Genomic DNA, 24,460 nt, shown 5'->3' on the forward strand with positions numbered 1-24,460 from the left:
ATGAGAGGACCCAAACCACAAAAAATTTTAGAGACCAGACCACCCGAACTGAGAAAAAATAAAGCTACAGATGCCCATCAGTCAATGAGAGAAAAGATACTGAATGGCATCTATAAAGCGGATCAGATCATCAACCCTAAAGAAATTGAACAGGAATATGGCATTAACAACACCAGTACACAAATCATGTTGTTAAGGCTTGCTATTGAAGGGCTAATAAAGATACAGCCTCTCAAAGAGAGGTCATGGCCTAACAACGCTGCATACAATGAATACAGAGTAGCAGATTTAAATGTAAGGCATAGAATATTCTCGACCAGGCACGGAGGATTTGTATCTGATATATCCCAACAAGAAACTACTGCCTCACTAGAACCAACAGCAGATATAGAAGTAGAGAGAGCCGATGAAGAAATTGCAAAGTTATTAGCAATACAACCAGGCGAGAATGTGATCATCTTGCGAACGGTTCAGAAAAGTGATCCAAATACCATTATTGCAATAGCTGATACCTACTTGCCCTTCTGGTTTGCAGAATCGTTACCAGAATTAAAAAAACCGAATTGTGACATCTACCAGATCATGCAACAATTGGGAAAAAAACCATCATGGTGTACAGAAACTGTCGATGTCACACAAGCCAGTAGTGTTGAACGTGAAAAATTCAAGCTATCGCCAGATGACACATCAGCACTCTTCAAAATATTGAGGATAGCTTACGACGAAGATGGTACACCTCTAGCAGTAGACTTTCTAACAGACAGAGGAGACAAATACAGGTTACATTATTCGTTTCCATTGTTTGCAGATGGTATACCAGAAAAGTTAAGAAATAAATAAAGCGAAAGCACCTGGAGCAAGTAAACCAGGTGCTTTTTATTTTAATATATCCAGATACAGACAGATTAAGATTTGTTTGTTAAACTAGTCAACAATTGCAAAATCTGATCGAGCTTCTTATCCACAACATCAAAACGTTTATCATGCATATCAAGATGAGCATCTTGTGCATCAAAATGATTTTCTTGTCGCTCGAAACGATCCAAAACATCTTGCCTGAAATCTGATAATTGGTTACGTAAAGAGGCAATACGATCATACGAACCATCCACAGTGGCCTTAACCAGCATCAGATTCATATTAGAGTCTTGGTGAGAAGTCACAGTTTCAGTCTTAAACCGCCTCATTTCAGTCTTAAACTGCTTAAGATCATTTTCTACCGCAGTCAACCGTTCCTCTTGAGTTGGCATAGAAACCAGCCTTTCGCAATACTTGCGGAGCAGTAGCCCTATATACTCTATTGATCAAAGTATATAGGGAACAAAACAAAAAATCAATTTACGAAAAAATGTTTCACCCAAAGCACAAAATTAGTAGAAAAACGCACTAAAAAGCACAAATCACCACAATAGAAAAAGCTTCATAAAATCAGCTATAGAAGCCGATTCATGAAGCCTTGAAAATCCACGATGAAGGAAGAAAACCGACAGTACTATTCCTTCCCAGTAAAGATACGTTTTTGATTTGTACCCAACCAACACAACCAGACACAAAAGAGTTATACTGTCCAAGATGAAATAATTTCATCTTTACACCTAAAATAAAGCGAAAACCGCAATCATTTTAGGCCCATTTTTGCAAATTAGAGCGGATTTAAAACCGCTCTAGACCTAGATACATCACTCATTATAGGCAAGAAGAAACACGGACTTTCAGAAAATGAAATTCTCACCTATAATGACAGCTATCAGTAGCTATTATTATTCAACGACGAGAACTCATCTATCACAAAGGATTTATAATATGAATATCGAAGGGACCTACACCTTACAGGCTTCTCCACAAGAGGTCTGGCGCTGCCTGACAGATCAGGAGATCCTCGGCGTTACTATCCCCGGTCTACAACAGGTTAAGTCTGTAGACCAGCATACCTATGACGTTACACTCACTATGAGTAGCGGACTATTGTCAGGCACTCATCATGGTGTGATGACACTTTCAGAACAACAGTACCCTTATCATTATCGTTTGACCTTTACGAGCGATGGCGATACAAATTTAAGCGGTGTTGGCAGTATTCATCTGCATGAACGCGAGCATAAAACAATCGTTGCCTATAAAGGAACCATCACGACGAATAAGGTTGGCAGCAAATTAACCCCCGCCTTGATCAAAGGCGCTGTTAAGCATTTTATCCAGCAGTATTTTCAACACCTGGCAGAATATTTACGTTCACACGATCATGCACCTCTGGCAAACCAACCAGAAACACACGAGACCCAGAGAACAACTTCGACCAATGGTGATATTATTATCCTGCCCGGAAGAAATGAGCAGGCTGAGACTCCGTTGCCCGCTACGCTGGCGGCCAGGGTGGTACAGTTACTCCACTTGGGAGCTGAAGATACCCAGGAACAACTACGCTGGGAACAACGTATCCGCAGAACCGGGACCATCACGGGATTAGCGCTATTGATCTGGATCGGTACACGCCTACCCAGGCGCCGCCGCTAATGGTTTCTGGACAGAGGTTCAGGCGTCTATAATTGAGCGTAGGCGCGACTTCCAACCGTTATCATCATCATTTGAGGACTGCGTATTCTCAACCACCCAGCTGCGTGTCCCATCGGCGGCACGCGCGGGAGCGGGGCGAGTCTGGCGCAGTTCTTTTGTCAGCAGATTGCGTAGTGCGGTCTGGGCTGCCTTGCGTACATCTAACACCGGATCATTGAGCAAAACGCTGATAGGCTCGATCGCAGCTTGTATACTCATGCGTCCCAGGGCTCGAGCACTGGCGGCTCGCTCATCAGAGGTTGGAGCCTGCAACAATGGCAGAATGTCGCCCGCGAGTTGGGTCAATGAGAGATCAGCAATCAGGCGTAGCAAGCGATTGCGACGCATAGGATGTTTGACCATCACCAGGGCCGCGCGACAATCAGCGGCCACCTGGGCACGGTTCACGATCTGCCCTTGAGCTTTGGCCTCGGTGACGGCCATCTCGGGTGAGAGGGCTGCATTTCCCCGTAGAAACGGCTCAATCCAGTGCGCAACCAGGTCTGCTTTGCCATTTGTCTCATGCAATTGGAGAATTGTATGATAATGGGTATCCAGCCAATGATAAAGAGCTAAGGTCACTTCTGCGTCGCGGGCAGCATAAGCAATCATAGCAGGAGGAAGTGGGCGCCTGGTCCAATCGGTACGCTGCAGACTCTTGTCCAAATGATAGCCAAAGGCTCTCTGGAGCATTGCCGCCAATGAAGATTCGTGCTGACCAAAAATAGAACGGCACGTTGCCTCCAGATCATAATAGTGGGCAACTTGCAGTCCACGTTCAGCCATCACACGCATATCGGCGCCGGCCCATGCAATAGCACAGCAATTGAAGGGTTGCCAAGCACATCCATTAAAGGCGAAAGATCGGATAAGCGTAGCGCATCTACAACAAAACAATGATTCTCAATTGATAATTGTAGAAGAGCGAGACGAGGGATATTAGAAACAACATCACTCTGTGTTCGCGCACGCACCTGAGTGAATTCTGCATCTACCGCCACCACACCAGACTGCTTAAGTAAACTGACCGCATGTAATAGTTGCGCCGGGCGATCAACCCAGAAACGCTCTCCTCGCTGTGGCAGTTTGCCTGGTGGGGGGGTAGGCCCCAGGTAACCGTGTAAATTTTCCAGGTTCTCTAAATCTGTTAGTGGTGAATTATCACTCAATGAATTGCCATTCTGATTTCTAAAAGCGTTATAGACATGGTGTGTACTCTACACTATACCATACTTCACACCGCTAGTCCAGTTACAACGCGACAATAGCGCTGAAATGGTACGAAATCAATTCAAATGACTCAAATATCATCAATAATGTGTTAAAGCTTGCTCAGAGCAGGCGTACCTGGCTTGACAGCACTCAGGCAACCATATATAATTGCGGCACATTGCCACATTTGGGAAGATGCATGTCGGACGCTACAAAACGAACTGATTTTATTCTACAAGAACTTATGGCCAATGGACGAGTCCTGGCCGAAGACTTGAGCCAACGCCTCCAGGTTAATTCCTCCACCATACGACGCGACCTAGAAAAGCTGGAACGCCAGAACCTTTTACGACGTGTGCATGGCGGGGCGGTACCTTTGGATGCGCTTTCTTACAGCACTTATGCTGAAGAGCTAACGTTTCAAAAGAATATGGGAAAGCTGGTTGATGAGAAAAATCGCATTGCGGCGGCTGCTTTGCGCTATATCCAACCAGGTGATACGCTGGCGCTTTCGCCGGGTACGACCACCACACACCTGGCGCGCTATATTCGTCGCGCCCAGATTGCTAATCTTACCGTGGTAACTAACGCCGTCAATATCGCCATGGAGCTAGCCCAGGTGCCCGGGCTAACGTTGACGCTCACAGGCGGCTTCCTCCTCCCCGATTTCTTTGCCCTCGTTGGCCCCATGGCTGAACAAAGCTTAAGCCAGATGTTTGTGGCTAAAGCCTTTATCGGAGTAACCGGCTTCAGTCCAACATATGGTTTGACCGGCCCCAATCAATTGGAGGCATTAACCCATAAAATGACTATTGAGCGGGCCCAACAAACAATTGTACTGGCCGACCATACGAAATTAGGAAAAGTGGCCCTGCATGCAATCGCGCCCATCTCCGTTGTCCACACCCTGATCACAGACACAGAGATCCCCACCAATATCCTGCAAGAACTTAAAGAAACTGAAGTCAAAGTCATACTGGCTCAGTAATCCCCACGCCTGTGTTTCTGCACCTGCGGTGCTTAAATTTTTATTATGTACTAGAAAAGCGCTGTACGCGCTTTTCTAGTACATAATAAAAAATCAGGTGTGCTTAATTTGCCTGTTTTTCCGTAATATCTGCACCTACATTTTCAATCACGGTGATCAATTATCTCTAATGTGAAGAAACTGCGATCAATCATCTTTAATGGTGGGAAACTGCGCATGCAGTTTCTCACCATTAAAGAAACATTCTCGGGAGCTTACGCTCCCGCACGCTCCCGAGATACCAAACACCTTCTTATAAAACCGCGCCAATAGTCTCTCCACTTAACCCTATGGGTTGTGATATTATCCAGGTAATCCATCATCTGTGGATGATATTGCACACTGCATCTTGCCCTTTTGCGCAATAGCATGCAATTTATTTGCACGAATGCGCATTGACTAGACGCGTTTTGTGCAGTATACTGTTAGTAGAGATTAGAGATGCATAGAAAAGCTACTGGAGGACAGTAAAGTGAAAGTACTTGTACCAGGCGGAGCGGGCTATATTGGTTCACATACCGTGCGCGAGCTTATCAAACGCCAGCATGATGTAATTGTTCTTGATACGCTCGAGAATGGAAATAAAGCTTCGCTATTGGGAGCCCCTTTTATTCAAGGTAACATTGATGATGCCGCATTGCTCGACAGAATTTTTGATAAAGAGAAGCCGGATGCCGTCATTCATTTTGCAGCCTATAAGGCTCCAGGTGAGTCGATGACCCAGCCAGCTAAGTACTTTCGCAATAATGTCAGCGGCACACTGACGTTGCTTGAGGCGATGCAACGCCATAACTGTAATTATATTATTTTCTCTTCAAGCTGCTCCGTCTTCGGTACCCCAAAAACTCTCCCTGTTACTGAGGATGCCCCCTTTGGTCCTGAAAGTGTCTATGGGGAAACCAAACTGATGGTGGAAACCATGCTGCGCTGGTTTGATAAGACCACTCCAATACGCTCAACCAGCCTGCGTTACTTTAATGCCTCTGGTGCTTCGCTCGATAACAAAATCGGTGAGGACTGGCGCATTACAGGCAACCTCATTCCACTGGTTATGAAGGCCGCTGTGGGTAAGACAGAGGCAGTCAAGATCTTTGGTACCGATTATCCAACACCCGATGGAACTGCGATCCGCGACTATATCCATGTAGTCGATCTGTCAATCGCCCATGTGAAAGCGCTTGAGTCGCTGGCAAAGACAGGTAAGAGCACAGCTTATAATCTAGGTACCGGCGTTGGTAGCAGCGTGAAGGAGGTTATCGATACCGCCAAACGCATTAGCGGCGTTGATTTCAGGGTCGATCTGGAGCCAAGACGCGCTGGAGATCCAGTAGCGATCTGGGCCAGTAGTAACAAGGCTCAAACCGAGCTAGACTGGAAACCAGAGTACACGCTAGAAGATATTGTGCGTACTGCCTGGAAATGGCATAGTACCCACCCGAATGGTTATTCTGAGGAGCAGTAATACCATGAACGAGACAGCTTTTCCCCAACAAACAAAGTGGGAGGAGCGCTGGCACCCACTCCGCGAGGAGTGGGTGGTCATCGCCGCACATCGTCAGAATCGTCCCTGGATTGGTGAGACCGTTTCGATCGCGGATCAGGAGGTGCCAGTATATCAATCTGACTGCTATCTGTGCCCTGGCAATAGCCGTGTCTCAGGCGCGAGCAATCCCGATTATACCGGCGTCTATGTCTTTGATAATGACCATCCTTGCGTTGGCCTGACTGCTCCTGGCAATCCATCTGTCCCTCCCCTCCCTTATCGCGTCCGTCCAGCACAAGGCCTGGCCCGTGTCATCTGCTATAGTCCAGCCCACAACCTCACCCTGGCGGAAATGGCATTGCCAGACATTGAAAATGTGGTCTCTATGTGGCAGGCACAAACCCGCGAACTTCAGCAGTTGTCTGATATTAAACATCTCCTCTTTTTTGAAAATCGGGGGGAAGTTGTCGGAGTCTCCAATCCTCATCCCCATGGACAAATCTACGCCACCAACTTCGTCTTTAAGACTATTGAAACCGAGTTATTCGCTTCTCAGCGCTATCAAATAGAGACCGGACAACCGCTCTTTAGGACGATCATATCAGCCGAGCAGCAAGATGGACGGCGCATTTTATATGAGGATGAGTACTGCATTGCCTTTGTGCCATATTTTGCTCGCTATGCCTATGAAGTATACGTGGCACCCAAGCGCCGTGTCTCTTATGTCTCGGATTTACATGCGCAGGAAATTGTCTCCCTGGCCCGGGCGCTTAAGAATGTCACTGTACGTTTTGATAATCTCTGGCAGATGCCTTTTCCCTATGTGATGGCTTTGCACCAGGCACCGAATGATGGGGACTATGGTGTGTACCATTTCTTTATTGCCTTTCACCCTCCCTTACGCCAACCCAGCCGACTCAAATACCTGGCTGGTCCAGAGATCGGCGGCGGCAATTTTATTAGCGATACTCTGCCAGAAGAAAAAGCTGCCGAATTGCTACAACAATCTACAGTGCATTATCGAGAACAGAACAAAGGTGGAAAAGAATGATTCGCGCCGCCAATGAATTACTGGTTACTATTCGTCAGATCCATGCCGCTATTCGTGATGAGGTCGTGGCCACCTGTGAACGCAGTTCGCTGGCCGCTTTAAGTGAGATCGTGGCCGAACAGGCCGGCGATACAATTTTTGCCATCGATCGCATCTCTGAACAGGTACTCTTACAACATTTTGCGCAGCTCAGTAGCCGCTGGTCCTTTGTGCTGGTTGCAGAGGGATTGGGAGAAGATGGTCTGATGGTCTTCCCACCAGAGATCGATCCAGCCAGGGCCGAGCTGGTGATTATCATTGATCCTATCGATGGGACGCGTGGCCTGATGTATCAGAAGCGAGCCGCCTGGATTTTAACCGGGGTGGCTCCTAATCGAGGAGCGGCCACTAACCTTTCAGATATAGAGCTGGCGGTTCAGACTGAGATTCCGCTGGTCAAACAACATTTGAGTGATAGCCTGTGGGCTCTGGCCGACCAACCGGCTCAGGGAGAGCGTTATAACCGGCTTACCGGCGAGAGCATCCCGCTACACGCCCAACCTTCACAGGCCCCTACCATCGCTCAGGGTTATGGCAATATCTCACGCTTTTTTCCTGGTGTACGGGCCGAATTAGCCACCATCGATGATGAGCTGGTCCGACGCACACTTGGACCCGCTGAAGCTGGTAAGGTACAGGCCTTTGAAGATCAATATATTTGTAGTGGTGGACAACTCTATGAATTGATGATGGGCCATGATCGCTGGGTGGCGGATCTGCGTCCACTGGCTGAGCCACTCCTGACCGCTCGTGGCCAGGCTTCCGGACTCTGCTGCCATCCCTATGATTTATGTACCGAGCTGATCGCACGCAAACTGGGTATCATCGTCACTAATGAACATGGTGCACAACTTAGCGCCCCCCTGGATGTCTCGACAAATATATCCTGGATCGGTTATGCTAACGATGCCATTCATGCACAGATTGCCCCTACCCTGAAAACATTGCTGACACAGTATTTATTACTTAAAGCATGATTAGTCAAAACATGCTTGGATGTGAAAACAGATGGGCATTGAAATGAAAGGAGTCACTTCTCCATGTGGCATTATCATCACCGGCAGCCAGGCCTGACCGAACCAGAGATTGAGCACTTTCTCACCCAGCTTAATACACAGCATACAGATTTCTTTACCACAGATAAACCTCTTCTACTCGCACGTGCCCCCGGCCGCCTGGACCTGATGGGGGGATCGCCGACTACTCTGGCTCGCTGGTACTTGAGATGCCATTGGCGGTGGCTACCTTTGCCGCTATACAGCCAACCAACGCTTCAACCATCACTGTATGTAGTACGGCGATCAGCGAACTCTCCGGTCAGCCGCTTGTCAGCGTGCCGCTGAGCAGCTTACAGGACAATGGTCAACCACTCAGCTATCAGGAGGCCCGGCAGCAGTTCAATAGCGATCCTGCGACCTCATGGGCAGCCTATGTACTCGGTGTGCTGGTCGTTTTGCAGCGTGAGCGCCAGTTGACTATTACACATGGCTTGCGTATTATGATCCACTGCGAAGTCCCCATTGGCAAAGGTGTCAGCTCATCGGCCGCCCTGGAAGTAGCGGTCATGCAAGCACTTAATGCACATTATCAGCTACGACTCAGCGGACGAGAGATAGCACTTTTATGCCAGAAGGTGGAGAATTTGATTGTGGGGGCGCCCTGTGGCATCATGGATCAGATGACCTCGGCCTGTGGTGAGGATAATAGCTTACTGGCCCTGCTCTGCCAACCAGCTGAACTGCAGGGATCGGTACCCCTTCCAGAAGGAATTGAGATATGGGGCATCGATTCCGGGGTGAGACATGCCGTTGTCGGAGCTGATTATGGTTCTGTACGTGTTGGTGCGTTTATGGGCTATCGCATGATTGCCGAGCTGCGTGGCTATGCTATTACGCCACAAGATGGAGCGGTCGTTTCTATTGCTGATCCAGATTGGCAGGGGTTTCTCGCCAATATTACGCCTTCGCTCTGGGAAACCAGCTTCCGCGATCAGCTCCCATTAACTATCCAGGGGGCAGAGTTTCTAGAACGTTATGGGGGGACAACAGATACGATTACACAGATTGATCCTCAGCGCAGCTACGCGGTTCGTCAACCAACCGCCCATCCTATCTATGAACATCACCGGGTACAACTATTCCGCACCCTGCTGCGAACAGACGCCATCAACGATGAGCAGTTACAGCTGCTTGGCGAATTGATGTATCAGTCCCATGTCAGCTATAGCGCCTGTGGGCTTGGCTCGGCTGGCACTGATCGCCTGGTGAACCTGGTACGTCAGGTCGCGGCCAACGCTCCCCTTTATGGCGCAAAAATCACGGGTGGGGGAAGTGGCGGCACGGTTGCTATTCTGGCCCGCACCCATGCCGAAGCACAGATACAGGCCCTGGCCGAACGTTATGAGCAAGAAACAGGCTTAAAAACCACTATCTTGCGTGGCTCATCCCCGGGTGCCCATGCCTGGGGTGTGCGCGAACTATTCAATAGCTAAGATTAGCGGAAGCAATCTTCCCACAGCAAGGCTTGCTTCCCTTTTTTTGCGTCTCTCTCACTTGTACATGGGATGCGCACATGTTAAACTGGGGCCGTCAAGCATTACAATACAAGTTTTTTTTCCATAAAAATAGATAAGGAAGGTGACCTTGATGCTGCAAGATATTCTAGCTCATAATGAACGCTTCCTCCAGCATACATCGCTTCCACATGTCGGACACGCTCCTCGCAAACATACCGCAATCGTTACCTGCATGGATTGTCGTCTGGTCAATATGTTTGAACCAGCCCTCGGTTTAGAGCGCGGCGATGTGCTGGAACTGCGTACCGCTGGCGCGACTATTTCTTCACCTGAACGCGTGGGGGCCGATAACGATTTAATTCGTTCTCTGGCCGGCGGCGTCTACCTGCTTGGCGTACGCCAGGTCATCGTAGTTGGACATACCGAATGCGGCCTCTCCAAAGTCGATCCAACGGTCCTGACCTCGACTATGCAGGCACTGGGGGTCGATCCACAGCAGCTGATTCAACAATATAATCTTAAAGATATCAATGGGCTGGTCGATTGGATCGGTGCCTTTAAGGACGTCCATCTCAATGTACAAGAAGTAGTTGAGGTCATTCGAAAAAGTCCATTCTTGCCCAAAATCCCGGTTTATGGACTGGTTATCGACATTAATACTGGCAAATTAACCGTTGTCGATGATGGCAGTAAGGCAACAGCGTAAATTTCCAATGTGATACAATGCGGGTAATCACTGACACCTTGTGCCATGATTACCAGGGTTATTTCCAGGAGTCACGTACCACTATGCCCACACAGGGGAAGTACGTGCTCTTTATTATGTGCTAAAGCTTACAATCCGACTCCTTCCCAGTACTAGGAGCGGTAAGATGGAGAAAGGACTCCTAAACCAATGGCAAATAAGACACCAATTACAGTGGCCCACGGTGATGGTATCGGGCCAGAGATTATGGATGCAACGCTTCATATTATAGAGGCGGCCGGTGCACAGATTGAACCTGAGACAATTGAGGTGGGTGAGAAAGTATATCTGCGTGGAATTAGCGCTGGAATTGAGCCCAGCGCCTGGGAATCACTGCGCCGCACCAAAGTTTTTCTTAAAGCTCCTATCACGACTCCCCAGGGTGGCGGTTATAAGAGTTTGAATGTAACTACACGTACTACCTTTGGACTCTATGCCAATGTGCGTCCTTGCGTCTCCTATCATCCCTTTGTCGATACCAAACATCCAATTATGGATGTTGTGATCATTCGTGAAAATGAAGAGGACACCTATACAGGTATCGAATATCGCCAGACGAATGATATGATGGAGTCTCTCAAACTGATTAGCCGCCCAGGCTCTGAGAAGATCATTCGTTATGCCTTCGAATATGCTCGTGCCAATAATCGCAAAAAAGTGACCTGCTTCATGAAAGACAATATCATGAAGATTACCGATGGCCTCTTCCACAAGGTCTTCGATGAGATCGCTAAAGAGTATCCTGACATTGAAAACGAGAGTTGGATTGTAGATATCGGTTCGGCGAAACTGGCTGATACTCCTGAGGCCTTTGATGTCATTGTGATGCCCAACCTGTATGGGGATATTCTGTCAGACGTGGCGGCCCAGATCGCTGGTTCAGTCGGCCTGGCTGGCTCTGCTAACATCGGCGAGCAGTGCGCGATGTTCGAAGCTATCCATGGTTCAGCCCCACGTCGCGCCGGCCAAAATCTGGCCAATCCTTCTGGCTTGCTCCTGGCCGCCGTTATGCTGCTGGTCCATATTGATCAGCCAGATGTGGCGACCCGCGTACATAATGCCTGGCTGCGCACCATTGAGGATGGCATCCATACTTATGATATCTTTGAAGAGGGTATCAGCAAGCAAAAAGTCGGTACCAAAGAATTTGCCGAGGCCGTGATTGCACGCCTGGGACAAGAACCACAGACCCTCAAGGCGGTCCATTATGTTTCCGCCCCTAAACAGGAAACCAAAGAACAGGTCGAGCGCACACGTGTCGAGAGTAAGAAAGAATTGGTCGGCGTCGATGTTTTCCTGGATTGGTCAGAGCATGATACAGAGAAATTGGCCAGTATCTTACAAAAAGCTAATGGCGATGGTCTCGAATTAAAGCTCATTACCAACCGTGGAGCACGCGTCTGGCCCAATGGTCTCTCCGAGACCTTCACCACGGATCACTGGCGCAGCCGCTTCCTGGGTGAGGGCCTGGTTAACCATGCCCAGATCACCGCTCTGCTTCAACGCATCAGTGAGAGCGGACTGGATTTCATTAAAATTGAGAATCTCTACAATTTTGATGGTCAGGCTGGCTACTCATCAGTCTCAGGCGCTTAATATTAAACTCTCCGCCTTTTAGGGGGAAAGCGGGGTGCAGGGGCAGGCATGCTGGGGGTATGCCAGTCCTCGCAACCCTCCCCACCCGTCCTTCCAGGGGAAGGGCGGAGAACCTAATATTACTCATTTTCTGAGCAGTATTTCGTCTGATAGACAATACAATCAAACGCAAAGGAAAGAATGCTCTCTTGAGCACTCTTTCCTTTTTTGTACAGGAATTGCCCTGGAAGAAAAATAAACTGGCAGCACCAAAAAAGATCTTTGTGTATCATTCTGTGGAAGGCTAACGTATGTTACAATGGAGAAGTTGATGCAGTACATTTAATCGTTACCATGAAAAAGTGAATTTACACATATGCAGACATATTTCCATAAAAAGCCAATCGGCATCCTGTTTATCCTGGCCTGTGCACTGCTGCTACTCTTTAGCGCCTGTGGCAGTTCCACCAGTCCCAGTGCCGTAAAACCCAGGCCCCATACTACCGCTCCTACAACGTCGTCAACCAGCGCGAAACTTCCCAGTGGACCGCTAATCTATGTCGCGCTCGGGGCTTCGGATGCCGTCGGGGTGGGGAGCCAGCAACCAGGGGCCCAGGGTTACGTCCCCTTGATCGCTACCCATCTTCCCCAGGGATCACATATGATCAATCTTGGTGTCAGTGGTATTCGCCTGCATGATGCCCTGACTAAAGAACTTCCCCTGGCTCTGAATACCAATCCACAGTTGATCACTATCTGGCTGGTCACAAATGACTTTATTGCCGGCGTTTCATATGGAAACTATATGAAAGACCTCTCATCGATGCTCCAGCAGTTGCATTCTCAGACCCAGGCCCGGATGGTGATGGCGAATCTACCTGATTTGACGCGCCTACCCATTTTCACGCGCAGCAATGCCGATCAGAAAGCTCGCATGCATAGTGAGATTCAGCGCTGGAATATCCACATTGCCAGCCTCGCCCAGCAATATGGTGTAACACTGGTTGATCTTACTGCTGAGAATAGTCTGCTCACTTCACACCCTGAATATATCAGTAGTGACGGCTTCCATCCCAGTGCCGCCGGCTATGTGCAGCTATCGAATCTCTTCTGGCAGGCGATTAAAGCTTAAGCCAGGCAGCCAAAAACCAAAAAGCGGCGGGCTGATACAATCCACAAATTGTATCAGCCCGCCGCTTTTTGGTTTATTGTTGTTTATCTGAAGAAGCGACAATTTCGTTTTCGCCTTCAATGGTGAATACCAGGCGCTCGCAGACGTTGGTGCAGTGGTCAGCAACGCGCTCCAATTTATGGGCAATCCATAGTAAGTAGGTAACGCGTTGTAACGCTTTACCATCATGCTGCAGTGTAGGGATGGCATGGGCGCCCGCCATCATGGCCATCAAGTCATGACGTACCAGATGATAGCGTACATCCACCACATCATCCTCTTCCCAGATATAACGTGCCGCCCTCACATCGCGGTCAGCAAATGCTTTCATGGTTCCCTGTAAAACGCGACGTGCCTCACGTCCAAGCTCTAGAATACCACGTAGGGCAGAGGCTTCCGAAACCTGGGTATCTCCAACGGTTGTAGTACTGACAACGCCCTCACCAGTACGCAAAGGGGCCATGCGCAAGAGAATCTGCGCGATACCCGCAGCACCATCACCGGCACGCTCCAGGTCACCAGCAATCGCCAGCGCTGACGTCAGATAGCGCAGGTCGCGGCCACCCAATGGCTGTTGCATTGTTAACAGGCGGATAGCATGCTCTTCCACAGTCTTGCGCACACTATCAATTGTTGAGTCAGCTTCGATGACCATACCCGCCTGGGCCAGGTCCCCTGTCGCTAGAGCATCCAGAGACTTCTCCAATGCTTCATCTACGAGAGTACCCAGATGTTGAATTTGAGAGTCCAACTCCAATAGTTCTTTATCTAATGTTGACCTTGCCATTCAACTCTCCTTGATTCTTATTTGCATGCAATAAAGCAATCGTTATGCCGCTCAATCATAGCTAATCAGCCAATGTATATTGATTATGGTTACGACTATGACATTGGAGGATAGATACACCTGACTCCCAGGAGATTAAAAGCATATGATCACACGACATCCTGGCTGGCTAACTATGCTATCCACCAATCCTCAACCCGGTGTCCAAAGGCTATTAAAATAGCACACATCGTTAATAATATTTAAAAGCAGTAATACATGCATGATTTACCTAAAAAGTACGCAATGCCTTCCACACCAAACATAGTGTAACATATTTGACACAGGAAAGATAGAGTCATAGTCTAAATACTCGTTCTATTCTTTAGGGATATGCATTTACAAAAATCTAGTATCTTATAGAATAGCCAGAGAAGCCCTGCCAGTGCTGCACGAAAAACAGAATACCTCTACAAGTCTCTATATAAAAACTATCATTTAAAAAAATATTCTTCACAATAAGATGTACATTATTTCATGCATGGAGTGTGTTTTGTGGGCGGCCGCGACCGCCCACAAAACACACTCCACGCTCCCAACCCGGCGCCGCAGGCGCCAAAGAGGAACATGAAAAAACCCTGCTGGAAAGTATGCATAATTGACAGTCATTCTTAACACATGCTACATTAGCAGAAAGGTTCCATCCACAAGGCAGGCAGTAGAAGAAGGAACATGAACCATGTCAACGAAAAGACTACTTGGCGTTTTTGCCCACCCCGATGACGAGGGGCTCATCAGCGGCGCTTTGCTGAAATACCAGGCACTCGGTATTGAGACGGGCCTTGTCTACGCCACACGAGGAGAGGTCGGAGAAGCCTCCGATTCAATCCTGGCTGCACCAAACAACCTTGGTGAGATCCGCGAAGGCGAAATGCGGGATGCCGCCGAGGTCCTCAACGTGCAACATCTGTGGTTTCTGGGGTACCGCGACTCAGGTATGCCAGATACACCAGCCAATCAACATCCCGAGGCGCTAATTAATGCCAGTGCAGCCGAAGTAATTGGCAAATTAGTTGGAATTATCCGTGAGTTCCGCCCACAGGTAATTATAACCTTTGATGAATCTGGCGGCTATGGCCATCCAGATCATATCACGATCTATAAGTACACAATTGGAGCCTTTCATGCCGCAGCCGATGGCGACCTCTATCCCGAACTGGGTCCCGGCTATTCCGCCTGCAAACTGTACTATACTTCGTATTCGCGCCGCCAGGTGGTTATGATGTCTGAATGGATCCAGGATCAGGCTTTTGACAATGTGTTCAAAAATTTAGATCTGGAGCACTCTGGCTTCGATGACAATCAGATCAGCGTTTTGCTGGATGTAGAGCCCTGGCAACAAGAGAAGAAGCGATCCTGGGATATGCATAGGAGCGAGGTAGACTCTGTGCTCCCGATCCTTCGGCTTCCACGTGAGTTACAACGCAAATGGCGTAGCACCGAGTATTTTCAATTGGCAACGTCACGTGTTGGCAATGATACGGTAGGGGAGAACGATTTATTTGCCCGTATTCCATAACTCGCGTATAGAAGAGTATACATTGCCAACTACGACATAAAAAAACCTCGTCTGTTGACGAGGTTTTTTTATGTCGTAGTTATATCTTTCACGTACGATTGAACGGTACGCTACTTTTTGCCCAGCTTGGCAAGTACCGCCCCCTTCAGCATAGAGACCTCTTCTACCTTAAAAGCAATTACCAGGATAAAGTAGATCGCGGCCGCGATACCACCAGCCACGATGACTGTGAGGGCGCTACCAATAAAGGTTGAGAGTGAGAACAGGTGGATATGCGCCAGTGCGAGTTGTAGGCCCCAGGCGACAGCAACCATAACCGCGGTCGCTAGTAGAATCTTCAACAGCGCTGGTACCACACCACGCAGGTGCAATGAGCCGATAGTCTTCCACAGAATAAGCAAGAGGATCAGGGGATGCAGGGTGTTCTGGACGCTGTTGGCAAAGGCCAGGGCAGGCATGCCGATGGTGTGCCAGAATGGTAAAGCGACAGCCAGATAGCCAAAGACGCTGAGCACCAGTACCGCAACCGGAATAATTGTGTTTTTACGCGCATAAAAGGCTGAGATGAGCAATTGGTCGATGGCGATAAATGGTAGCTGGTATGAAAAATTCTGTAGCGCCATTGAGGTCAGAACTGCCTGGGCCGGCGAGAATTTACCACGCTGGAAGAGCAAGGTCACAATCGGCAACTTTAAGACGATCAAACCCGCGGCCGCTGGAATCATCAGAAGCAAACCTAAGCGAAAACCCAGCAGCAAGGTGCTTTTGAAGCGCTCAAGGTCCCCTTCGCGCATATGAGTAGTTAAGGTAGGTAGAACGGCAAAAGAGAGTGCCGATGCTACCAGGCCACCAGGAAATTGAATCAACAAGGTGGCAAAAGCCATCGCGGAAAGATTGGCATCCCCACAGCTCTTTTGCTGCCGCATTATCTCGATACAGGGCGTCTGGGTGGCTAAAAATTGATCCAGAAAGGCGACACAGGCCGAGAAAAAGAAGCTGAAAGCGATAGGCGCGTAGAGCTTTAAAATACGGCGCAGTGCAGGATGATTAAAATCCAGCACAAACATATAGCGCATACCCTGATTACGCATGCCTGGAATCAATAGTAGTATTTCGCCCACCGTGCCTATAATCACACCAAGGGGCAGGCCATATTGACCCAGGCCAAAGAATTGCTTCCCCACCATACCTGTAAAAATGGCGCCCACAATGATGCCTGCGTGATAGGCCGCAGCCGCAAAGGCGGTCCAGCCAAACTCCTTCTGCGCGTAAAGTGCCGCCTGCAATACGGCAAAAGGACCGAGCGCCAGCAACGAGAAGAAAACAATGCGTGTAAATTGCAGCGTCAACAATTTTTCTTGCGGATTAAAACCGGGCGCGAGAATAGTATTGGTAAACCAGGGAGCAACGAAGAAATAACCCACTGATGAGATGGTCATGATTATCAAGACCAGATTTACAAGGGTAAATACCAGACGCCGCAACGCTTCTTTGTTCTCGGCATAGTCATTAAAGGTGGGTATCAATGCTCCAGGCACAGATCCATTGACGATAAAATCATTGAACTTTTGCGCTGGCGAGAGAGAAGCAAAAAATGGTCCTGAAATACCAGGGCCTGTGTAAGCAATGAAGCTTTGCCGCAGCATACCCAGTACACTACTACCAAGATTACCCAGAGCGACCAAAGAAGCCGATTTCACCAATTCTCTGCGCTCGCTCCTTATGGCCGAATCGGCAGGGGCAACTACTTCTTCCTGTACCTCGGATGATGCGCTTTCGGCCGTGGAAGAAACGCTGGTATCGTCTTTTGCTTTAGCTGTGGTAGTCTCGATAATCTCTACAGCCGCTTCAGAGTCTATATTCCCACCACCCAGGACCGTTGGAACGGCTTCCACCGCGTCATCATCATGGTTATTTTCGGACGAGAGTATTTCTTCATTATTAATAGAGTCTTTTGCCATAAAAAAATTGCTCCTCATAGACCAATAAACAAAAATAGTGGAGCTTCACAAAATAAGCACAGTAATTGATCCTACTTTACCTTATGGCAAACGCTTAATTTTGGCGATTAACTCCGTAGTTGAGTGGTGTGGTAAGTAGGCAAGTAAACGGATCTCCCCATCATAGGCCAGCACATGCTTTGCCTCAGGTAAACGCTCCATATCGGGTTGACCGCCCTGCGCCCCAACATAGTCCGCACCTTTGACATAAATTTCGGGTTGCAGCAGATCAATAAGTTCCCCGGCCGTAACTTCGGGAAAAATGGTCACATAATCGATACTATGTAGGGCCGCCATAATCTCTGCTCGCTCATCTTCAGACACCAGTGGTCGTGTCGGACCCTTCAAGGCACGTACACTATCATCGCTATTCAGCCCCAGCACTAAAAAATCGCCTAACTCGCGCGCTTCCTGGAGATAGCGGATATGTCCCAGGTGTAAGAGATCAAAACAGCCATTGGTAAAGACACAACGTTCACCAGCTTGCCGGCGCCGTTGTACTTCCGCGGCCAGCTCTGTACGTGTCAGAATCTTTTGCTGCGTCAGTTCGTGTATAACCTTACTCATGTAGGATTCCCATCAATTCTTCTGGTGTATTACTGGCACATCCCATGCGGCGTACAACAAGCGAGGCCGCGGCATTGGCCAGGTAGGCCGCTTCTGCCATGCTGGCACCAGCGGTCAGGGCTAGCGTAAACGTGGCGGCAACTGTATCACCGGCACCATTGGTATCTACAATTTCGCTATCGAAAGAATGCGGAAAGATAGGCAGATGTAAGGGTGCTTTTCCCGCTTCAAACAGGCTCATACCCTCGCTACCACGGGTGATCAATACCCCCTGCGCATTGCTTCCCTCTAATAAACGTCGCCCGGCCTCATTTAATTCTGCTTGAGTACGAATGGTCATACCCAGTTCAGCTTCAGCTTCAGGCTGGTTCGGCGTTAAGGCGGTCACTCCCTGGAAACGGAAGAGCGAACCGTGGGCATCTACCACCACTACTTTATTTAACGCCCTGGCCACTGGGATACAGGTCTCGATAATCTCAGGGCTGATCATGCCATTTTCATAATCTGACAGGACCACCGCATCAATAGTCGGAAGAGCGCGTTCAACATAGTCTATAATCTGACTTTTGCTTGCCGCGCTGATATCAGAGGTATCTACCCGATCCACACGCACAATATGTTGCTGCACAATCTGTGCGCTGCCCGCCAGAATGCGTGTCTTGGTTGAGGTTGGGCGATCCCTGTCAGAGACCACACCATCCTGATTCATATGCCAGGTAGCAATAGCTTCGCGCAATTTACGGCCGGCAATATCGTCGCCTACTACGCCGGCCAGCAGCACTTCTGAGCGCAATGAGCGCGCATTAACGGCTACATTACAGGCTCCCCCCGGCACCGTACGTTCTTCGGTCAGGTCTAATATGAGAACGGGCGCCTCACGCGAAATACGCGTGGGGCGACCGATTATATATTCATCAGATACCATATCTCCAATCACCAGCACACGTTTGCCCGCGAACGCAGCGATCAGCGAGCGTAGGGTGGTGGTTGAGGGGAGAGAGGTAGAAGTCTCAAGCGTCATGGGAATTACGCCCTTTCAAAACCACAGATAATGCAAATTGAGGTAATGCCAACATTCTTCGCCAGCGCCAGGGCTCGCGATATAAGCGATATAGCCATTCAAGGCCACTTTTGCGCATCCAATAGGGGGCGCGGCGTTGCCGGCCCGCTAAGAAATCAAATGAGCCACCAACACCCATCGCCAGGGCAACCGGCAACCGGCTGAGGTTACGATAGATCCAGAGATCCTGGGCAGGCGCACCATAGGCAACACACAAAACATCGGCCCGGGCAGTGCGCACACGCTCAAGAATAGCCTGCTCCTCATCCAGGGCTGGTGAGCCAGCATAGGTGCCCGCGATCTGTAAGCCAGGGGCCATTTCTTGCAGGCGCTCCCCGGCAATCTCAGCCACACCAGGTGCAGCGCCCAATAAAAACATCCGGTATCCCTGGCGGGCACATAATGTGGCGAGCTCGCTTAAAGTATCAATACCAGTCACCCGCTCAGGCGTTGGCTGGCGCAAGTAACGGGCCGCCAATACAATACCAATACCGTCCGCCATCACCAGCGCGGCTTGATTAATGCACGCGCAAAATAAACTATCTCGCTGGGCGGCCATCACAAACTCAGGGTTGACAGTAACGATCTGCTGACAGGGAAGTGGCGTCGAGCTGCGTTGGGCGGAAGAAAGTATCTGCTCCAGTGAAGCAAGTACCTGGCGTTGGGTGAGGCGATCTACACGCACCCCCAGTACATAAACGGGTGGTGGTACATCAGACGGTGAAGTATTGAGCATTTGTACCATAGATTTACCAGTGAATTATTTCTTTTTCAAAAGCAGAGATCACAATATCCGGGCGCGTCTCTTCAATATAGCGCCTGATATGAGAAAGTACTTCGTCAGCGTGCTGACTACTGTTACTAACGTGGCTCAGTCCAATTTTGGCGCTCTGCCAGAGATCATTATCTCCAACTTCAGCAATAGCGACTTCGAACTGATTGCGTACACGAGCCATAATAGATTTTATAATTTGCCGTTTATCTTTTAATGAATGGCATGCCGGCAAATGCAATGTAATTTCAGCTGCAGCTATAACCATGGGTGTAGTATAGCATATGCAGAGCTGTCTTTCCCTTATACTTGACCAATGGACTATTGGGGCGCCATGCGCGCTCTTCCAGGGCCTCCTCTCTCACCCGATGGTCTTCACTTTAAAAAGTGGTAGAAACAAAGCTCAACACTCCCGCCTGCGGCGGGAGTGGGGAAGAATTTAGTGGGGACTGGCATGCCCCCAGCATGCCTGCCACCACACCCCGGCAGGTGGGGCTCGCCGCCCCTCCCGCACCTCCCCACTTTTTCCCAACTTTATCATTGCAGACTCGACGCGTCTGGCTAACTCTGATACAATTCTCAGTAAAGTTGATACGATTTATAATGAGGGTAGAAACATGCTAGGAACAAGTCCACAAGGGGGGAAATCGAAATTACCCATGCAGGGCGTGCCTCAACCCACACGGGAGGAAGTTCTAAAGCTTCCTCGGGTACATATTTCATCCCATCCTGTGATGGCACATAAAATGACCCTGCTACGCAATAAAAATACACCCCCCCTCAGTTCTATCAGTTGGTGAAAGAGATCGGCGCGTTGCTGGCGTATGAGGCGACAGAAACGCTGGCACTGGAAAAGAGTGAGATTGACACACCGCTACAGTCCACAACCGGTTATCGCCTGGCAGGTGGCATTGGTGTGACACCTATTTTACGGGCTGGCCTGGGATTGGCCGAGGGATTTCGCCAGGTAATTCCAGATGTGCAGGTCTGGCACCTGGGGCTGCGCCGCGATGAGGAAACATTGCAGGCAATGGAGTATTATAATCGCCTGCCACACCAGGTAGATTTACAGGTAGTGTATGCCGTAGATCCGATGCTGGCGACCGGCGGCTCGGCGATTGATGCTATTAATATTCTTAAGCGTCGCGGTATTCCACGCCTCTCGTATCTGGGTATTATCGCTGCTCCTTATGGGCTTATGAGGCTTGCGCAGGCACATCCTGATATCGATATTTATGTCGCGGCACTCGATGAGGCACTCAACGATATTGGCTATATAGTTCCAGGCCTTGGAGATGCCGGAGATCGCCAGTTTGGGACTTTCTAGTCCCGCTGGCCCGAACAACTGTTTTTGACAGATATAAAGGATTAACTTCTGTGTCTACGCCATCTGATTCGTTTTCGTCAGAAGATTCTGTTGATAAAATACATTCAGCGGAGGAGGAGGAAACAACTCCTCCTCAAAAGGTTACAGAGTCTGATACAACATCTCCTTCTTCTCCCCCACCTTCCTCTCTTTCACAACTACCACCAGAGGCACAGGGGGAAACCAATGGCGGCCCACTTGGCTGTTGCCTTGGGACAATGATCGGGATGTTGCTCAGTTTAAGTGTGGCTATCTTTGGTCGTTTCTATGCTGATCCATTGGCCAGTGTGCTCCATAGTAATTTAAGTACAACGATCCGCATTGTGATGTTCGTGGTGGCTATCGTAGCGGTTATTTTCTGTGGCTACTTCGGCTGGAAAATTGGGAAACGCTTCTATCGAGAATACGAGGAACCTCAGCGAAAAAGGCGAAAAAAACGCCGACGCTAAATGTGCTATGATTCTTTTGGTACGCTTTTTCTAATTGTATAGATAGCCAGGATACGGATTATGTCGTACATTTGTATTAAGATAAAATCCAACCTGGCTTCCTGCTATCCATAAATTGCAAGGAGGTAATGAGCCAATGGCACAAGGGTCAGTAGATATGCAGCAGCAAAAGAAAATACTGATTGTCGAGGACGATCCTAATAATGGGGAGTTCCTCTCCCTTGTTATCTCGCAAGAGACAACGTATACACCCATACTTGCTGCCAACGCGGACGAGGCTTTAGAGGTGATCCAAACTATTATTCCGGATCTATTTATACTCGACTACTTTTTGCCTCCAGGCATTAATGGTTTCGAACTTTACAAACAATTACATCAGCAAACCGGCTTGCAGAATGTACCGACTATTTTTCTTAGTGCCAGTACAGAAAAAGATGATATCAAACAAAATAATATTCTTTTTCTGGAGAAGCCCTTTGAGTTAGATGAGCTTCTAAAAACGATTGAAGATTTGGTGCGTTTATCAGAGGATTCTGCTTCTTCTTCAAATTAACATCTCTGGCGCATAGACTACGTTAAGTAAAGAGTAAAAAATTTTTTTTATCTTCTGCACCTCGAAAATTTTTTTTGCAAACCTACCTGAATTTTCCATAAAGTGAAACGCTATAGATCTTGTCCACGTACCTAATATGACTTTATTTCTCTATCGGATTCGGAATAGGAGTTGGAAACGAATGTTAAACAACCCAACATCAGGAGTGAAAGAACCTACGGCGGTAAAATCGCTGCTCGTAGTTGAAGACGATATAGATATCGGGGAATTCATCGTCCATGCCATTCAACAAGAGACGCGTTATCAAGCAGTGCTTGCCATAGATGCTTTCAAAGCATTGAATGCAATTCGTGCGCGCAAACCCGATATGTTCCTGCTTGATTATCAACTTCCTGGCATGGACGGATTGGAACTTTATAATCTGCTACATACAACTGAGGGGCTGGAAAATACACCTGTTCTCTTTATGAGCGCAAATTTTTCAGAGAAGGAATTGGATACCTTACGCCTTCCTTATATAGAGAAGCCATTCGAACTGGACGATCTATTAAAAGAAATTGAAAACATAATAGAAGCATAAATTCTATTATGCGGAATTCCCCGCCTTAGCAAATAATGACTTTGCTTCCCTCTCCTGCATGCAAAATAAAATTAGCAGGAGGATAACTATCCTCCTGCCCCATTTCCCCTGCTATCCTCGATACTCATCAATATTTATGCTTAGATGATAAGTGCATTTTTACCTCTACAATTACATTTCAATATTTGTAGAGATAATCGTTTGAATTAGCATAAAGCTAGAAAGTACTATGCCTGTTTTATCAGTTCTGCCGATGGGGGTATGATATAGGGTAATTAGAAGGCTGAATATATAAGAATTGTGCTACGAACCTTCTACCCAGTCTCAGCGCATAGGAAAATTGGCTAGAATGACATAATCTGGGTATGAATAACCCGTTATTATATATGTAATCAAAAAGAAAACCGCATCCAGGCATGTATAAGACGGGCGATGCATAGTATTTGATGATGTATTTATGGTTCCCTAAACATCTTAAGCGCACAAGAATGAATGGACAATCCCAACTAAGAGGAAAGAGAGAATACATGCGAGTCGTTATTTTCTGTGATATGGAAGGCATCTCTTGTATTGAAACGTGGGAGCAGGTTACTGCTGGGACCGCTCTTTATGAAGAGTGTCGTAAGCTCTATACTGATGAAATGAATGCAGCTGTAAAGGGTGCGCGCGCAGCCGGAGCCAGTGAAGTTATTGTGGTCGATTGCCATGGGGCTGGTGGAGCCTATAATTTTAAGAGCTTCCTTCCTTCACGCCTGGAATCTGGTGCGGAATATGTCTTTGGATATCCCTGGGCACGTTACATCGATGCCTTCGAAAGTGGCTGTGATGCCATTCTATTTGTGGGTGCGCATGCCATGGCCGGTACGCCTGATGGTGTTCTCTGTCATACGGTCTCAACTGAGGAATGGCACAATGCCTGGATAAACGATACGCTGGTTGGCGAAAGTGGCATACTGGCCGCGATTGCAGGCAGTTGGAACGTTCCAGCCGTTTTTGCTTCTGGCGATGAAGCTACCTGTCGCGAGGTAAAGGCACTCCTGGGTGAAGAGATCGTTACAGCCCAGGTCAAAAAGGGATTGGGGCGCTATACGTCCATCAATCTGGCTCCCCAGGACGCCTGCGCCCTGATCGAGATGCGCGTAGCCCAGGCGCTAAGCCAGAAAGCTAACTGGCCCAAACCTTATAAACTGACTGGCCCGGTTACTTTCCGGGTTGAACTGGCTACACCAGAACGAGCCAATAGCTTCATTGGACGCCAGGGCGTGCAAATCGAGGGGCCACGCATGGTCTCGGCAACCGGAGATACTTTTTGGGAAGCCTGGGATCATTTCTGGTACAGACACTAACAGACCAACCAACCCCGAGCGTAGCACAGCAATTGTAGGACTATCAGGGAG

Annotated in this window: 25 protein-coding genes; 16 read left to right on the top strand and 9 right to left on the bottom strand. The window is 48.5% G+C overall.

What is annotated here, in order from left to right; genetic code table 11:
- Entirely contained in the window at nt 1-840 is an 840-nt protein-coding gene (locus EL645_RS08165; RefSeq protein ID WP_126549560.1) for a GntR family transcriptional regulator, read from the top strand.
- A gap of 65 nt (nt 841-905) precedes the next feature.
- Here EL645_RS08165 and EL645_RS08170 read toward each other — a convergent pair whose 3' ends face one another.
- Nucleotides 906-1,250 carry a hypothetical protein gene (locus EL645_RS08170; protein ID WP_126549561.1) on the bottom strand — a complete coding sequence of 115 codons (345 nt, stop codon included), beginning with the start codon at nt 1,248-1,250 and terminating at the stop codon, nt 906-908.
- A 553-nt stretch (nt 1,251-1,803) separates the two neighbouring features.
- Between EL645_RS08170 and EL645_RS08175 the strand changes: the two genes are divergently transcribed.
- Nucleotides 1,804-2,514 carry an SRPBCC family protein gene (locus EL645_RS08175; RefSeq protein WP_161977218.1) on the top strand — a complete coding sequence of 237 codons (711 nt, stop codon included), beginning with the start codon at nt 1,804-1,806 and terminating at the stop codon, nt 2,512-2,514.
- 18 nt (nt 2,515-2,532) lie between these two features.
- Here the strand turns inward: EL645_RS08175 and EL645_RS08180 are convergent, their stop codons facing one another.
- Both EL645_RS08180 and EL645_RS44040 read right to left on the bottom strand, forming a co-directional pair.
- Nucleotides 2,533-3,339: a 3'-5' exonuclease family protein gene (locus EL645_RS08180; RefSeq protein WP_281276387.1), complete on the bottom strand. Its 807-nt coding sequence runs from the start codon at nt 3,337-3,339 to the stop codon at nt 2,533-2,535.
- Nucleotides 3,339-3,722: a ribonuclease D gene (locus EL645_RS44040; protein WP_126549564.1), complete on the bottom strand. Its 384-nt coding sequence runs from the start codon at nt 3,720-3,722 to the stop codon at nt 3,339-3,341. Before EL645_RS44040 ends, EL645_RS08180 begins: the two co-directional genes overlap by 1 nt.
- A gap of 242 nt (nt 3,723-3,964) precedes the next feature.
- Here EL645_RS44040 and EL645_RS08190 point away from each other — a divergent pair, with 242 nt between their 5' ends.
- The 8 genes from EL645_RS08190 (at nt 3,965) to EL645_RS08225 (ending at nt 13,332) form a co-directional block, all read left to right on the top strand.
- Complete coding sequence (locus EL645_RS08190; protein ID WP_126549565.1) at nt 3,965-4,753, top strand: DeoR/GlpR family DNA-binding transcription regulator; 789 nt, start codon at nt 3,965-3,967, stop codon at nt 4,751-4,753.
- A 511-nt stretch (nt 4,754-5,264) separates the two neighbouring features.
- On the top strand, nt 5,265-6,254 hold the full coding sequence (gene galE / locus EL645_RS08195; protein ID WP_126549566.1) for a UDP-glucose 4-epimerase GalE: 990 nt from the start codon (nt 5,265-5,267) through the stop codon (nt 6,252-6,254).
- A gap of 4 nt (nt 6,255-6,258) precedes the next feature.
- The gene (gene galT / locus EL645_RS08200) at nt 6,259-7,326 is read left to right on the top strand and encodes a galactose-1-phosphate uridylyltransferase (RefSeq protein WP_126549567.1); all 1,068 of its coding nucleotides are present in this window, start codon (nt 6,259-6,261) and stop codon (nt 7,324-7,326) included.
- Nucleotides 7,323-8,342 carry an inositol monophosphatase family protein gene (locus EL645_RS08205; RefSeq protein WP_126549568.1) on the top strand — a complete coding sequence of 340 codons (1,020 nt, stop codon included), beginning with the start codon at nt 7,323-7,325 and terminating at the stop codon, nt 8,340-8,342. Before galT ends, EL645_RS08205 begins: the two co-directional genes overlap by 4 nt.
- Before the next feature lie 248 nt (nt 8,343-8,590).
- The gene (locus EL645_RS08210) at nt 8,591-9,856 is read left to right on the top strand and encodes a galactokinase (RefSeq protein ID WP_126549569.1); all 1,266 of its coding nucleotides are present in this window, start codon (nt 8,591-8,593) and stop codon (nt 9,854-9,856) included.
- Between the two features lie 154 nt (nt 9,857-10,010).
- The gene (locus EL645_RS08215; RefSeq protein ID WP_126549570.1) at nt 10,011-10,586 is read left to right on the top strand and encodes a beta-class carbonic anhydrase; all 576 of its coding nucleotides are present in this window, start codon (nt 10,011-10,013) and stop codon (nt 10,584-10,586) included.
- A gap of 189 nt (nt 10,587-10,775) precedes the next feature.
- Nucleotides 10,776-12,221 carry an NADP-dependent isocitrate dehydrogenase gene (locus EL645_RS08220; RefSeq protein ID WP_126549571.1) on the top strand — a complete coding sequence of 482 codons (1,446 nt, stop codon included), beginning with the start codon at nt 10,776-10,778 and terminating at the stop codon, nt 12,219-12,221.
- A gap of 355 nt (nt 12,222-12,576) precedes the next feature.
- Nucleotides 12,577-13,332 carry a GDSL-type esterase/lipase family protein gene (locus EL645_RS08225; protein ID WP_126549572.1) on the top strand — a complete coding sequence of 252 codons (756 nt, stop codon included), beginning with the start codon at nt 12,577-12,579 and terminating at the stop codon, nt 13,330-13,332.
- Nucleotides 13,333-13,405: 73 nt separating this feature from the next.
- On the opposite strand, the gene phoU is transcribed toward EL645_RS08225, so the two are convergent.
- Entirely contained in the window at nt 13,406-14,158 is a 753-nt protein-coding gene (gene phoU / locus EL645_RS08230) for a phosphate signaling complex protein PhoU (protein WP_126549573.1), read from the bottom strand.
- Between the two features lie 718 nt (nt 14,159-14,876).
- Between phoU and EL645_RS08235 the strand changes: the two genes are divergently transcribed.
- Nucleotides 14,877-15,716 carry a PIG-L family deacetylase gene (locus tag EL645_RS08235; RefSeq protein WP_126549574.1) on the top strand — a complete coding sequence of 280 codons (840 nt, stop codon included), beginning with the start codon at nt 14,877-14,879 and terminating at the stop codon, nt 15,714-15,716.
- A gap of 110 nt (nt 15,717-15,826) precedes the next feature.
- Here EL645_RS08235 and murJ read toward each other — a convergent pair whose 3' ends face one another.
- The 5 genes from murJ to EL645_RS08260 all read right to left on the bottom strand — a co-directional run bounded on the left by murJ (nt 15,827) and on the right by EL645_RS08260 (nt 20,383).
- A complete protein-coding gene (gene murJ / locus EL645_RS08240; protein ID WP_161977220.1) occupies nt 15,827-17,677 on the bottom strand; it encodes a murein biosynthesis integral membrane protein MurJ in 1,851 nt (616 codons plus the stop codon).
- 81 nt (nt 17,678-17,758) lie between these two features.
- Nucleotides 17,759-18,283, bottom strand: a complete 525-nt coding sequence (locus tag EL645_RS08245; protein WP_126549576.1) for an adenylyltransferase/cytidyltransferase family protein — start codon at nt 18,281-18,283, stop codon at nt 17,759-17,761.
- Nucleotides 18,276-19,304 carry a bifunctional heptose 7-phosphate kinase/heptose 1-phosphate adenyltransferase gene (locus tag EL645_RS08250; RefSeq protein ID WP_126549577.1) on the bottom strand — a complete coding sequence of 343 codons (1,029 nt, stop codon included), beginning with the start codon at nt 19,302-19,304 and terminating at the stop codon, nt 18,276-18,278. Before EL645_RS08250 ends, EL645_RS08245 begins: the two co-directional genes overlap by 8 nt.
- Complete coding sequence (locus EL645_RS08255; RefSeq protein ID WP_218031784.1) at nt 19,294-20,088, bottom strand: WecB/TagA/CpsF family glycosyltransferase; 795 nt, start codon at nt 20,086-20,088, stop codon at nt 19,294-19,296. The genes EL645_RS08250 and EL645_RS08255 overlap by 11 nt, the downstream gene beginning before the upstream one ends.
- Before the next feature lie 4 nt (nt 20,089-20,092).
- Nucleotides 20,093-20,383, bottom strand: a complete 291-nt coding sequence (locus tag EL645_RS08260; RefSeq protein WP_126549579.1) for a DUF503 domain-containing protein — start codon at nt 20,381-20,383, stop codon at nt 20,093-20,095.
- A 546-nt stretch (nt 20,384-20,929) separates the two neighbouring features.
- Between EL645_RS08260 and upp the strand changes: the two genes are divergently transcribed.
- The 5 genes from upp (at nt 20,930) to EL645_RS08285 (ending at nt 24,409) form a co-directional block, all read left to right on the top strand.
- Nucleotides 20,930-21,442 carry a uracil phosphoribosyltransferase gene (upp, locus tag EL645_RS08265; RefSeq protein ID WP_218031785.1) on the top strand — a complete coding sequence of 171 codons (513 nt, stop codon included), beginning with the start codon at nt 20,930-20,932 and terminating at the stop codon, nt 21,440-21,442.
- 50 nt (nt 21,443-21,492) lie between these two features.
- Nucleotides 21,493-21,930, top strand: coding sequence for a hypothetical protein (locus tag EL645_RS08270; RefSeq protein ID WP_126549580.1), 438 nt, complete (start codon nt 21,493-21,495; stop codon nt 21,928-21,930).
- Between the two features lie 136 nt (nt 21,931-22,066).
- Nucleotides 22,067-22,483 carry a response regulator gene (locus EL645_RS08275; protein WP_126549581.1) on the top strand — a complete coding sequence of 139 codons (417 nt, stop codon included), beginning with the start codon at nt 22,067-22,069 and terminating at the stop codon, nt 22,481-22,483.
- A 181-nt stretch (nt 22,484-22,664) separates the two neighbouring features.
- Nucleotides 22,665-23,063, top strand: coding sequence for a response regulator (locus EL645_RS08280; RefSeq protein ID WP_161977221.1), 399 nt, complete (start codon nt 22,665-22,667; stop codon nt 23,061-23,063).
- A gap of 527 nt (nt 23,064-23,590) precedes the next feature.
- Nucleotides 23,591-24,409 (top strand): M55 family metallopeptidase, encoded by an 819-nt coding sequence (locus tag EL645_RS08285; RefSeq protein ID WP_126549583.1) that lies wholly within the window; start codon nt 23,591-23,593, stop codon nt 24,407-24,409.
- The last annotated feature ends 51 nt before the right edge of the window (nt 24,410-24,460 follow it).

Origin of the sequence: Dictyobacter kobayashii, assembly GCF_003967555.1 — a bacterium.
GTDB lineage: Bacteria > Chloroflexota > Ktedonobacteria > Ktedonobacterales > Ktedonobacteraceae > Dictyobacter > Dictyobacter kobayashii.

What these genes read in the sequence shown, in the direction of transcription:
- EL645_RS08235 (WP_126549574.1), top strand. Translation starts at nt 14,877, where the DNA reads ATGTCAACGAAAAGACTACTTGGCGTTTTTGCCCACCCCGATGACGAG.
- EL645_RS08225 (WP_126549572.1), top strand. Translation starts at nt 12,577, where the DNA reads ATGCAGACATATTTCCATAAAAAGCCAATCGGCATCCTGTTTATCCTG.
- murJ (WP_161977220.1), bottom strand. Translation starts at nt 17,677, where the DNA reads ATGGCAAAAGACTCTATTAATAATGAAGAAATACTCTCGTCCGAAAAT.
- EL645_RS08245 (WP_126549576.1), bottom strand. Translation starts at nt 18,283, where the DNA reads ATGAGTAAGGTTATACACGAACTGACGCAGCAAAAGATTCTGACACGT.
- EL645_RS08250 (WP_126549577.1), bottom strand. Translation starts at nt 19,304, where the DNA reads ATGACGCTTGAGACTTCTACCTCTCTCCCCTCAACCACCACCCTACGC.
- EL645_RS08285 (WP_126549583.1), top strand. Translation starts at nt 23,591, where the DNA reads ATGCGAGTCGTTATTTTCTGTGATATGGAAGGCATCTCTTGTATTGAA.
- galT (WP_126549567.1), top strand. Translation starts at nt 6,259, where the DNA reads ATGAACGAGACAGCTTTTCCCCAACAAACAAAGTGGGAGGAGCGCTGG.
- EL645_RS08255 (WP_218031784.1), bottom strand. Translation starts at nt 20,088, where the DNA reads ATGGTACAAATGCTCAATACTTCACCGTCTGATGTACCACCACCCGTT.
- EL645_RS08205 (WP_126549568.1), top strand. Translation starts at nt 7,323, where the DNA reads ATGATTCGCGCCGCCAATGAATTACTGGTTACTATTCGTCAGATCCAT.
- EL645_RS08180 (WP_281276387.1), bottom strand. Translation starts at nt 3,339, where the DNA reads ATGGCTGAACGTGGACTGCAAGTTGCCCACTATTATGATCTGGAGGCA.
- EL645_RS08260 (WP_126549579.1), bottom strand. Translation starts at nt 20,383, where the DNA reads ATGGTTATAGCTGCAGCTGAAATTACATTGCATTTGCCGGCATGCCAT.
- phoU (WP_126549573.1), bottom strand. Translation starts at nt 14,158, where the DNA reads ATGGCAAGGTCAACATTAGATAAAGAACTATTGGAGTTGGACTCTCAA.
- EL645_RS08280 (WP_161977221.1), top strand. Translation starts at nt 22,665, where the DNA reads ATGTTAAACAACCCAACATCAGGAGTGAAAGAACCTACGGCGGTAAAA.
- EL645_RS08190 (WP_126549565.1), top strand. Translation starts at nt 3,965, where the DNA reads ATGTCGGACGCTACAAAACGAACTGATTTTATTCTACAAGAACTTATG.
- EL645_RS08165 (WP_126549560.1), top strand. Translation starts at nt 1, where the DNA reads ATGAGAGGACCCAAACCACAAAAAATTTTAGAGACCAGACCACCCGAA.
- EL645_RS08275 (WP_126549581.1), top strand. Translation starts at nt 22,067, where the DNA reads ATGGCACAAGGGTCAGTAGATATGCAGCAGCAAAAGAAAATACTGATT.
- EL645_RS08175 (WP_161977218.1), top strand. Translation starts at nt 1,804, where the DNA reads ATGAATATCGAAGGGACCTACACCTTACAGGCTTCTCCACAAGAGGTC.
- EL645_RS08170 (WP_126549561.1), bottom strand. Translation starts at nt 1,250, where the DNA reads ATGCCAACTCAAGAGGAACGGTTGACTGCGGTAGAAAATGATCTTAAG.
- EL645_RS08220 (WP_126549571.1), top strand. Translation starts at nt 10,776, where the DNA reads ATGGCAAATAAGACACCAATTACAGTGGCCCACGGTGATGGTATCGGG.
- EL645_RS08210 (WP_126549569.1), top strand. Translation starts at nt 8,591, where the DNA reads ATGCCATTGGCGGTGGCTACCTTTGCCGCTATACAGCCAACCAACGCT.
- EL645_RS08215 (WP_126549570.1), top strand. Translation starts at nt 10,011, where the DNA reads ATGCTGCAAGATATTCTAGCTCATAATGAACGCTTCCTCCAGCATACA.